Below are 10,031 nucleotides of genomic sequence, written 5' to 3' on the forward strand. Positions count from 1 at the left end.
CTTCACACTCCACTCTCAAATCTCCACACTCACAGCACCTTCCTTACTGTGTCAGGACTGTATGTAGCGAAAATCTGTTCAAAGTTAGTTGCGACACTATCGTTAGCCATAGAACTGTCACGCATTACAAAGTAGTACGGTTTCTGCTTTGCAATTTCTGTAATTACATCTTCGGTTACATTGTCATCAAAGCAAGCAATCAAGTAATTTTCCTCAACATTGAATACTTTCTTTCCGGCGATGGTTGTATCTTCAATCCTGCTTGAAAGAAGCACACCTAAATCAAGCATAACTTGGAATAACAAATCCTCCGGAGTTCTGTCCTCTTTGATGTTATCTTCAAGACTTGAGAAAAGAGACGGCTCATATTCGGCAGGGTTATAATAGACCTCTTTCATATTGGAAGTGTCGCATTTCAACACACGGAAACCGATGTCAGGGATTGGCATTGGTTCATCTTCCTCAATAGGAATTCCTTTACTGTTTGGGCTATTCATAAGAACTCTAACTTTAGAGTTATACTCATCTATTTTTGCTATACAATCTCCTTTGATTTTATTACCTGCTCTGCGAATACGCTCTTTGCCAATTTCGCAAATGTTCTTATATCCGGCTTTATAGGCATCGCTCTTTTCGTCTGTTTCTTCGGGAAGCTGAACCATAATAAACTTGCGGTGTCCGCCATCTTCTGCGTTTAGTTGCATAACAGCGTGGGCAGTTGTGGCAGAGCCAGAGAAAAAGTCAAGAATTGTGTCGCCAGTAGAGGACAACATATTTACCAAGTATACAATCACATCAACAGGCTTAACATTTTCAAAAACACGAATCCCATCAAATAAATCTTGAACGCATTGTGTTCCGACATTGTAAATGCTCATCATTTCTTTGGGGATGAGCGTTGAGGGGGCACCCATGGCTTCTCCAAGGTATTTTCGAATATAAATATTCCAGTGTGCCTGTTTGCCGTCTGCTGTAACAAGAGGCCCAGTGTTTGTCTTTTTGAAAGTGACCATATTCTCTTGTAATGCCTCATCAAACTTTGGACGTATGAAGCGATAGATACAGCCGTCCTTTGGATATACAACCTCTCCGTCGGGGCATTCAATACCATACTTTTGGTTGTTGTTTGTGGATTTGTTCTTGAAAACAAAGTCCTTATCACGATAAAGTCCTTTTTCATCTTTCTGCGTATACATTTTAATGGCATCAGATGACAGTGGAGCATATATCATATCCATTGCATTTTTATTCTTTGCATAGACAAGGATATATTCGTGGGTCTTGCTTGCAAATTTAGGTCTAATGCCACCGGCTGTTGAGCAATTCCAAATGAAACAGTTGACGAGATTTTCCTCACCGAAAATATGATCACAACACTTTCTCATATTTACGATTTCATTGTCGTCAATACTAATAACAAGTACACCTTGTTCGGAAAGCAAATCTTTAGCGAGCCTCAGCCTCGGATAAATCATATTTAGCCAGTCGGTATGAAAACGGCCATTACTTTCCGTATTTTGTACCATTCGGTTACCGTCATCATCGAACTGTCCGCTGTTAGCAAGGTATTCATCTGTGCTTTGAGCGAAATCATCCTCATACACAAAGTCATTGCCCGTGTTGTACGGTGGATCTATATAAATCATCTTGATTTTACCAAGATATGTTTCTTGCAAGAGTTTTAATACTTCAAGGTTGTCGCCCTCAATATAAAGGTTTTCTGTATTATCAAAATCAACGCTTTCTTCCCTGCAAGGACGGAGGGTTTTATTTATCGGTGCATTAGCAAGAAGAACGGATTTTTTCTTGTCAGGCCAAGTAAACTGATAGCGTTCCTCATTGCCGTCAACAACCTTGCAAGAAATTTCCTGCATAAGTACATCCTTATCAATAGCACGAACCACTTCGCCGTTTTCATCAATTGTTTCAGTAACAGCATTAGGAAACATCTCCGCTAACTTCTTAAAATTCTCATCAGCCTTATTTGCCGTTTGCATCTTGAGTTTGTCCATATTCTTTTCCTCCTGCTAATTTGTTTTGAATCATCTTTACTGCTTCAGCAACTTTCTTTTCGTCTTCCTTTTTCTTCAGTTCCATATCCAACAAGGAAGTGATAACGTATTTAACGGCGAGGTAGAGCTGCAAGCATTCCTCGTCATCATACTCGTGTACGCCTTTACTTAAAATAGCATAGATTTGAGATTTAACTGCCGACAAATTATCGGGAATAATCTGCTCGGTTTTTTCAACCTCTTTGAGTTTGTCAATAAATTTTTTACCATCTTTATCGGCAATGCGTTTATCAACCAAATCTTCTAAAATTCTTCGGAGATAGATAAATGCCGCTACGCCCATACGTTGTGAATAAGCAGATACAGATTTTGTGAGTTCTGTATAATACTTTGAAATAATGTTCTTATATTTAACAAGCTCTTTGATTTCAGAAGAAGCATAAGAGGGATATTGTCCGATTTTTTGAACCTTATCACCTGTGAATAGAAGCGAATAATAATGAGTCTCGCCACACAAGGCACAATTAAGTTCTAAATTCAAAAAGAAAGACTTATCTGCAAAGTATTCATCTTGGTTGCTCGATGTTGTTCCATTGGGAACTCTACCAACGGAACGAAAGACATCGTCCGAAAAGGTGTTGTGCATTACATCGTCTATATCTCCAGTGAAAACTTTTTCGGAAGCACAGTGCTCACAGTATGAGTTAATAGACAGCTTTGCAATATTATTAAAATCCCGATACCATTTCATATCAAAAGGGATTTTCTTGTATGGAGGTTCATTCTCCAACACTTGTGCAATAAATGCCTTTTGTTCATCCAAATCATAATTGGCAAAGATGTTATGTCGAGCCATAAGTTCACCTCTTTCGTATGTAGTTATCCAAGCTCGGCAAGCTGTTTCTTCAATGCTTTTGCTTGGGAAGCAAGCTCAAATTTCTTTTTTGGTTGTTTTTCAGCTATTCTTCTCCTGATTGCATATTAATATAAACTAAATATACCATATTTAGACATCAAATACAAATATTTTTGATATAAGGTACAATTAATTATTCAAGAATATAAAATTTAGATCAGCTAAAGCAAAGTTAAATAAATTAAACTCACTCAACTCTTAAAAATAAGAGCCAAGTGAGTTTTTTAATTTACCGAAAGAAAAAAATTACAACTGTTCACGCATTTTTTAATCAATATGATTTTTTATAATTTTCTGACCGTTAAGTATAAAATTGATGATAAAGTTTTTATCAACACTGATTGGAATTTTTTCTAAACAAGTTTCAATCATATCTTTTGTGATAGCAGGAATATCAAGTGACTTAAACATTTGCTTTGCCTGTAAATTATTATCAATAAATTCAAAAAAGAATTTCATCAATCCGTCCTTTTCACGAGTAACATCGGACGGATAGCCATTTGCTATTAAAGCAATGTTATTATCATAATTAGGTGCAAGTGAAATAATATCACCACTGCTGATATCACGAATCAAGCCGTAATTATTTGTATGTCGGTCCATATTATAGCAAACGGTATCAAGATAAATAAGTTTTAAATAATCAGCTGCTATATCTTTTGAAATCGAATTAAAATAATTAAAATTATCGTTATAATCTTCATTATCACCCATAACAGATGAAATCGGCTCAAAATTTACTTTACCATCTGTAAAATCTTTAGTGCGAATATATCCGTCTGCATATTGATATTCCGCCATATTAAAACCGATACATTTTCCAAGCTGATATATAAAAAGCTCTGAAAATATTTGATTATCATTACCGCTTTTATACATCCACCAGCTACCGTTTTCAAGTCGCCAACACTTTTCAAAGCTACCGATATTGGTAAGTTCGGGAGTCCTTGACGGTTTTTTATTAAAGCTATCCGGGTCACCCTTAAGAGCAAGTTTGTCAAAATCATTTTCGTTAAATTTAACATCAGCCCAGGTAAGATTTTCACCATCAGGCTTAAACCAATAATTATCGGTAATTGTTACTGCATTAACTGCCAGAGCAGTATTAGCGTCATCACGATTTGCAAGTCGCAATACCTTTTTTAAAAGTCTTGAATTAGCACGATGAGAATCAATGGCTCTGCTTTCAAGCCAAGAGGTAAAATCCTTGTTATTCACAAAGTGAATCGGTGCAAATTTTTTATCAACGCTTATAACTTCACCGTTTTCAATCCGTACAACTTCCCTGTCGCCCGACATTATATAACCGTTAGAATAAACCACAGATCAAACCTCCCTTGTAAATTGTAACTTTATAGTAACATAATAACGAAATAAATTCAATAAATCATATATTTATTTTAAAAAATATATAGCATTTAAATTCACATATTTAATAAATTTTAAAAAGTAAATTTATAACGCCCTTAATCTTTAGGGCAATTTTTTCTATTAAGGCTTATGGGGCTGAAAGCTATATTTAAAGGGTGTTTTTTAAGTTTTAAACAAGTCAAAAACAAGATGCAGAAAAATCGTTTTCGTTTTTGACAAAAAAATTTTGGATAATCGTCAAAAACTATGTACAGTTTTTCGTTTTAATTTTATTTTTGTTATAATTATATTGAAGGGTTATGGGTTTGCTGTAAAGCTCATAAAAAGTCTACCGGACTATAAACATAAGTTAACAATCAACGACATTCTGAAAATAAAATAGCAAACTCATAGCCTTTCATTTTTTGTTTTTTAAAAAATTTGTTATAACTATTATATACATGGACAAATGTCCATTCTTGCTTGGTAAGAAAGATCAAGAAAGTACTGCAGCTATTCCTTATAAATACTGTAGCTACCACTCTTAACATTAGAGTATAAATAATGTGGCGTGGCAAGCCTAAATAGAAAGTTCAGCTGGCTTAAAGTTGTTACCTAATGATGCTGACAACAATAAGCACTGGGGGTATAAGTGGGCCTTTGACCTTATAGTCTAAGTTAAATTTTAACAAATAAGTTAAATTTAATATGACAAACTGGCTCGGAACGACAATGGAAACCTATTGCCGGCGTATAGGGTAAGTCGGGGAGAATATGCATTAATCGGAAACGATTATCGGGTAGATGGTAGTGGACGCCTGACAAGCATATCTGTTGAAATACAGAGTCTAAGCATCAGAATACGGATACATATACGGTGACGGGGAGTCGCTTTTGGATACCGTGTAAAGGTAAGACTTCTTTTTCTTCGATAGGAGAAGTCTGCCCGAAGCCGTTGCAAACCAGCTCTGAAAAGTCATTTTTGCACAAAGCTTTAAGATTTTTTTGAAAATTAAAAATTTGTTATAATTATTACATAAGGTTATTTACATATATGTAAGCCTTAATATAAAAATCATTATGTATAAAGGAGCGTGATACTCATCAAAAATTATTAATCTTAAAAACATATTCGTTAATGTATAGCAAAGAAAGGAGGCTTAATAAATGCTAAATATTAATAACGAATTTAACATAAGCGAAAACAATTATTATATTGATACCATAAACAAACTAAACGATTGTTGCTCAAAGCTTTTGCAAATAATAAATGAATTAGAAACTAATACAAACAGTTCAGACATTAAACTGCTAAGCAAAGAGGATGTAAAACGCATTACAGGTTGGTCATCAAGAAGAGTATCACAGACTTTTGACAGTCCTGAACTAAAAGATAAAGTTATTTATATCGGTAAAAAGATGCAAATTGAAGAAAGCGACTTTAGACGATATTTACAATCAGGTCCTAAAAAAGACAGCAGTACATATTGGCTAAAACAAATAAATTAAACGAAAGGATTGAATTATAATAAACAAGAAAAAGAAAAAAGCCTCAAACAACGAAGGCTCCATGACATATGACAAGAAAAGACATCAATTTACATATAGAATTACATATTTAGATCATATTGATAATAAGAAAAAGAGAAAAACATTTTACGGACAAAGTGAAAAAATCTGCAAAAACAAAGCAGATGAATTTTTAAAAATCAAAGCCCGTAATCTTTCAAAAGAGAAAGAAGAAATTACTGTTGCAGACATTTTAGAGGATTTTTATACACTAAAGCACAATCTTAATCGTATTACAGATTCAACATATTTGAGGAAAAAGTACACATTGGATATTTACAGAAAAAGTAATATAGCAAAAATTCCTATAGTAAAAATGAATGTAAATGATATTAAAATGTTTTTGAGTAGCCAAAAGAACAAATCAAACAGTGATATTGATAAGATATATTCTTCTTTAAATGCAGCTTTTGAATTGGCTATCTCTGAAAATATCATTGATAAAAATCCCTTAAATGATAAAACGGTTTTAAAGCCTAAATCAAATAAGCCGGACAAAAAAGTAAGAGGGTTTACTCAAGAGGAACAGCAAAAATTTCTCGAAACGCTTAAAGACTATAAACCAATAGCTAACAAAAATTATTACAAGCCTCAGTTTCTTATTTCACTAATGACAGGAATGAGGATGGGAGAAATAAACGCACTGACTTTAAATGACATTGATTTGGACAAAAAGGAAATTCATATTTACAAAACCATAACTAAAGACACAAACGGTAAAGCAAAATTAGGAACTGCAACTAAAACGATTGCAGGACAACGAATTATACCGATTCCTGAAAGTTTAATTCCGATACTAAAAAATGTTATAGATAATTATGTACCAAATGAAAACAATCTATTATTTGTAAATAAAAGCAACGGCGGAGTTATATCAACAGGTCAAGTAAATTGTGCATTTAAACGATTGTGTGAAAAGGCCAATCTTGAGGTTGACGGTCAGCATATGTTAAGACACTCTTATGCAACAAGATGTATTGAAGCCGGGATTTCTGCACCGGTGCTAAAAACATATTTAGGTCATACAGATATATCTACAACTATCAACACATATGTTGACATATTTAACAAATTCCAAAAAGAAGAATTAAAGAAATATGAAGAGTATATGAAAGATAATTTTGATATGAGTTCTATTTAGATTAGAAAATATTTTTAACGGGACAGACTTTCTCACGAGGTCTATCCCCTTTTTTGATTTCCACCTATGCTAAAAGTAAAATAAATGAGGGCAAAAATGAGGGCAATTTCTTAATTAGGTACGATATAGCAACAACACATTAAAATTCATTAAACACCATTTATTGAACGTTATCCACAATATATTGTGGTTTATAAACAAAAAAATACAGATTAACCAATAGATTAATCTGTAAAAATTGGCAGGGGCAGAAGGACTTGAACCCTCGGCACGCGGTTTTGGAGACCGCTGCTCTACCAACTGAGCTATACCCCTATGTATTGACCTCTAATAATATAACAGATTGCAACGAAAAAAGCAAGAGTTTTTTTATTTTTCTTGTAAATATTTTTCCAAAAAATAAAAAGCCGCCGAAGCGACTTTTTTGGTGGGCCAACAGGGACTCGAACCCCGGACCGACCGGTTATGAGCCGGTGGCTCTAACCAACTGAGCTATTGGCCCATAGCTGTCAGTTACGACTGATATATAATATCATTATTTATTGAATAAGTCAATAGTTTTTATTACATAAACAGGATAGAAGAAGCAATTAAATACTGTGCTGCATAGTACAAGAAGTGGTTAATGAACAAGTAGAAACTTCCGTCCTTGCCTCTTCCAAAGAAAGTTGATGAAAGCACTGCATCAGACAATGTAAAGCATACAGCGCCGATTGTAAGAAGCACATATCTCTTTTCAAAGCCACTTGTAATTGCTGCAATGATTGACAATACCATTGTGATGCTGAGGAAAACTACATAAATAAATACGATTTTTCTATATGCACCAAAATGCACTTTTGTAATTTTTGCCGACCAATTATTACCGAAAGCAATAATCACTGAAATAACGACTGCAAGAAGCACAAGCCACCACTTCATTTTATTCTGCATAATGATTGCAATTGAATAAAAAACATGGCCAACAAGGAAGAAAATAAATCCGCCTCTTAAATAAACGCTTTCGTCTTTTTTATAAAGACCTTTCAAATCAAGCAAGATATCGCCAACAAGACCGAGAGCACCGCCAAAAATTATCAGCGAGCCATAAGTATAGACATCAGGATTGCAGATAAGAGCAAAAACTGCTGTCAACAAGTAGCACATACTTGAAACTGATTTGAGAATAAGATTTTGTAAGCTAAATCCTTTTCGCCTTAAAATGCAAAAAATCATTGACATAATTAAGCCAAAAGGTAGAACGATGTAATAAGTCATAACATACCCCTTTTAAATATATTCTTTAATAGAGTATACTATATAAGGCAAATTTTGTAAACTATAAAATTTAGACAAAAAAAGTCGGATGTCGAATTTTATTAATAATAATTTAGACAGTAAATATAAATAATAAAACTGACTATAAAAAGAAAAAAATTGATTAATTTGTATATAATAAATAGTTTAATAACTCAAAATATAAATTAAAAATTAAAATCATCATCGATTTTATTTTCATCATATGATGAATCTTTCTCGTTCTCTTTATCATCTTTGTTGTTTTCTTTTTTATTGGAAGCCTTACCAAGAGTATAACTTATCAAAAGCAAGCCAACAACACCCAAGGCTAATCCCACAGCAGTCGGAGTATTGATATTAATAGAACCCGAGCCGTGTTTTTTATATGTATTCCAGACAACTTCAGTTGGACCTTGCTCGTTTGAAGCATTTGTTTTAGATTTAGACTCGGTTTTAGACTTCTTTGATTTACTGTTATTCTTTACCGTCGTTGTATGATACTTGTTTTGACCAACAAATTTTGTAGATGATTCGGTTTTTGAATTCGATTTTTTACTCTTTTTTGTAGTTGAATCCTCTATTATCACAGTGACAGGTGGTAAATTTTTGTTATTTCTTTGCGTTGTTGCTCGATTAAAATTTGTTGTATTAATTTTTGTGGTTGTAGGCTTTTTAGTTGTCATAAGTTTATTCAAAGTTATCCCGTCAATCAATTCATATTTCATACTGTCAACGGAAAAAGAAAGATTAATTCTATTTACATATGCTTTTGTTTTTACATCTAAAGCTGCGATATATGTTCCCGAACCGACATCAGCAGAGGAAATAAAATGACTTTTAGCTTTGAAGAGTTTGCTATAGTCATTAGTACTCTGCAATCCTGATTTATCTACATAAAAAGAATACAATTTATTATCTGCAAAAACATCAAAATACAAACGAACATTACTATCTTTTGTAATTCCAAAATTGCTTGCTAATACCTGAAAATATACAGTGCTATTCTCTTCATCAACAAGATAACTAATAGCGCAATCCATCACTTTATCACGACCTTCACAGCCAACAATTTTTGTTATAGCAGACTCACTGTCAACCCAAGAAGTATCGTCCAAATAATCAGAATTATAAGCAAAAGCATTTATACTAAACGAAAGTGAAAATATTATTAAGCACATTGCGAAAATAATAAAATGCCTAAACCTTTTAAATATATTCAACAGTTAATCACCTGATTTCAAATTCAAAATCTTACTATAATTTATCGTACTACACTGACAAATTAAAGTCAATTATAACATAAAAAATATGTCGAAAAAAGAATGTGCATAATTTTCACATAAAGAAATATTGTCTGCAAAAGCGACTGTAAAGTCAACACAAATATAAAAAATAAACCACTCGAAAGAGTGGTTTGTTTTTATGTCGGCATCGACCTATTTTCACAGGAGGCTGCCCTCCAACTATTTTCGGCACGCGTGAGCTTAACTACCGTGTTCGGTATGGGAACGGGTGGACCCTCAGCGTAATAAACACCGACTATGAACTGTAACTGTTAATCACAGTTATTTTTGTGACCTGTTGGCTTTTCCTTTAGGTCTTGGTGACCCGTAGGAGAATCGAACTCCTGTTTTCGCCGTGAGAGGGCGATGTCTTAACCGCTTGACCAACGGGCCATAGATGGTACACCATCACGGGCTCGAACCGTGGACACCCTGATTAAGAGTCAGGTGCTCTACCAACTGAGCTAATGGTGCATAGCTCT

Annotated in this window: 8 protein-coding genes, 4 tRNA genes and 1 rRNA gene; 2 read left to right on the forward strand and 11 right to left on the reverse strand. The window is 33.8% G+C overall.

All coding sequences use genetic code 11. The annotated features are described in order from the left end of the window. Positions 1-29 precede the first annotated feature (29 nt). The 4 genes from B5D29_RS07465 to B5D29_RS08840 all read right to left on the reverse strand — a co-directional run bounded on the left by B5D29_RS07465 (position 30) and on the right by B5D29_RS08840 (position 5,258). Positions 30-2,012: a site-specific DNA-methyltransferase gene (locus B5D29_RS07465; RefSeq protein ID WP_078768957.1), complete on the reverse strand. Its 1,983-nt coding sequence runs from the start codon at positions 2,010-2,012 to the stop codon at positions 30-32. Then, on the reverse strand, positions 1,981-2,868 hold the full coding sequence (locus B5D29_RS07470) for a hypothetical protein (RefSeq protein ID WP_078768958.1): 888 nt from the start codon (positions 2,866-2,868) through the stop codon (positions 1,981-1,983). Before B5D29_RS07470 ends, B5D29_RS07465 begins: the two co-directional genes overlap by 32 nt. Positions 2,869-3,195: 327 nt before the next feature. Further along, a complete protein-coding gene (locus B5D29_RS07475; protein ID WP_078768959.1) occupies positions 3,196-4,251 on the reverse strand; it encodes a HipA domain-containing protein in 1,056 nt (351 codons plus the stop codon). 875 nt (positions 4,252-5,126) lie between these two features. Next, a complete protein-coding gene (locus tag B5D29_RS08840) occupies positions 5,127-5,258 on the reverse strand; it encodes a hypothetical protein (protein ID WP_278286421.1) in 132 nt (43 codons plus the stop codon). A gap of 187 nt (positions 5,259-5,445) precedes the next feature. Between B5D29_RS08840 and B5D29_RS07480 the strand changes: the two genes are divergently transcribed. Together B5D29_RS07480 and B5D29_RS07485 are read left to right on the forward strand one after the other, a co-directional pair. Then, complete coding sequence (locus tag B5D29_RS07480) at positions 5,446-5,787, forward strand: hypothetical protein (RefSeq protein ID WP_078768960.1); 342 nt, start codon at positions 5,446-5,448, stop codon at positions 5,785-5,787. 61 nt (positions 5,788-5,848) lie between these two features. Beyond that, positions 5,849-6,988 carry a tyrosine-type recombinase/integrase gene (locus B5D29_RS07485; protein ID WP_078768961.1) on the forward strand — a complete coding sequence of 380 codons (1,140 nt, stop codon included), beginning with the start codon at positions 5,849-5,851 and terminating at the stop codon, positions 6,986-6,988. 239 nt (positions 6,989-7,227) lie between these two features. Here the strand turns inward: B5D29_RS07485 and B5D29_RS07490 are convergent. The 7 genes from B5D29_RS07490 to B5D29_RS07520 all read right to left on the reverse strand — a co-directional run bounded on the left by B5D29_RS07490 (position 7,228) and on the right by B5D29_RS07520 (position 10,023). After that, positions 7,228-7,303: transfer RNA gene (locus B5D29_RS07490), tRNA-Trp, on the reverse strand. Between the two features lie 110 nt (positions 7,304-7,413). Then, positions 7,414-7,490 (reverse strand) — tRNA-Ile (locus B5D29_RS07495). 62 nt (positions 7,491-7,552) lie between these two features. Continuing rightward, entirely contained in the window at positions 7,553-8,245 is a 693-nt protein-coding gene (locus B5D29_RS07500) for a lysoplasmalogenase family protein (RefSeq protein WP_078768962.1), read from the reverse strand. Between the two features lie 206 nt (positions 8,246-8,451). After that, entirely contained in the window at positions 8,452-9,486 is a 1,035-nt protein-coding gene (locus B5D29_RS07505) for a hypothetical protein (RefSeq protein WP_078768963.1), read from the reverse strand. A gap of 203 nt (positions 9,487-9,689) precedes the next feature. Continuing rightward, positions 9,690-9,806, reverse strand: a 5S ribosomal RNA gene (rrf, locus tag B5D29_RS07510). A gap of 61 nt (positions 9,807-9,867) precedes the next feature. Next, positions 9,868-9,942 (reverse strand) — tRNA-Glu (locus tag B5D29_RS07515). Between the two features lie 5 nt (positions 9,943-9,947). Then, positions 9,948-10,023, reverse strand: a tRNA-Lys gene (locus B5D29_RS07520). Positions 10,024-10,031: the final 8 nt, after the last annotated feature.

The sequence above is a fragment of the Eubacterium coprostanoligenes genome (assembly GCF_900167205.1).
In the GTDB taxonomy this organism is placed as follows: Bacteria; Bacillota; Clostridia; order Oscillospirales; family Acutalibacteraceae; genus Eubacterium_R; species Eubacterium_R coprostanoligenes.

Excerpts from the sequence above, each read along its gene's own strand:
- B5D29_RS07485 (WP_078768961.1), top strand. The coding sequence starts at position 5,849 with ATGACATATGACAAGAAAAGACATCAATTTACATATAGAATTACATAT.
- B5D29_RS07465 (WP_078768957.1), bottom strand. The coding sequence starts at position 2,012 with ATGGACAAACTCAAGATGCAAACGGCAAATAAGGCTGATGAGAATTTT.
- B5D29_RS07470 (WP_078768958.1), bottom strand. The coding sequence starts at position 2,868 with ATGGCTCGACATAACATCTTTGCCAATTATGATTTGGATGAACAAAAG.
- B5D29_RS08840 (WP_278286421.1), bottom strand. The coding sequence starts at position 5,258 with ATGACTTTTCAGAGCTGGTTTGCAACGGCTTCGGGCAGACTTCTCCTA.
- B5D29_RS07500 (WP_078768962.1), bottom strand. The coding sequence starts at position 8,245 with ATGACTTATTACATCGTTCTACCTTTTGGCTTAATTATGTCAATGATT.
- B5D29_RS07480 (WP_078768960.1), top strand. The coding sequence starts at position 5,446 with ATGCTAAATATTAATAACGAATTTAACATAAGCGAAAACAATTATTAT.